The 233-nt window shown below is 39.9% G+C and carries 1 pseudogene; it reads left to right on the top strand.

The annotated features are described in order from the left end of the window. Window positions 1-233, top strand: a pseudogene (locus tag ABP870_RS09825) (IS30 family transposase); the annotation flags it as partial.

The following is a 233-nucleotide window of genomic DNA, read 5'->3' as shown; positions in this document are numbered from 1 at the left end:
AGTGCTATCATTGAATCTCTAGGACGATCAAAACAGACCATTTATAAGGTCATCAATTTCCTTAAAGCAGGACATTCAGTCTGTGACTACTATGAGCACTACAAAGCCAATAAAAAACGTTGTGGTCGCCATAAAACACGGCTGACAAAACCCGTAAAGGCCTTTATTCAAAAGCATTTAGAACATGATTGGAGTCTTGACGTCATTAAGGGAACTTATCCCGATACCATCCC

Source organism: Streptococcus jiangjianxini (assembly GCF_040225085.1).
Taxonomy (GTDB): domain Bacteria; phylum Bacillota; class Bacilli; order Lactobacillales; family Streptococcaceae; genus Streptococcus; species Streptococcus jiangjianxini.
This window is presented reverse-complemented; position numbering and strand designations above follow the sequence as displayed.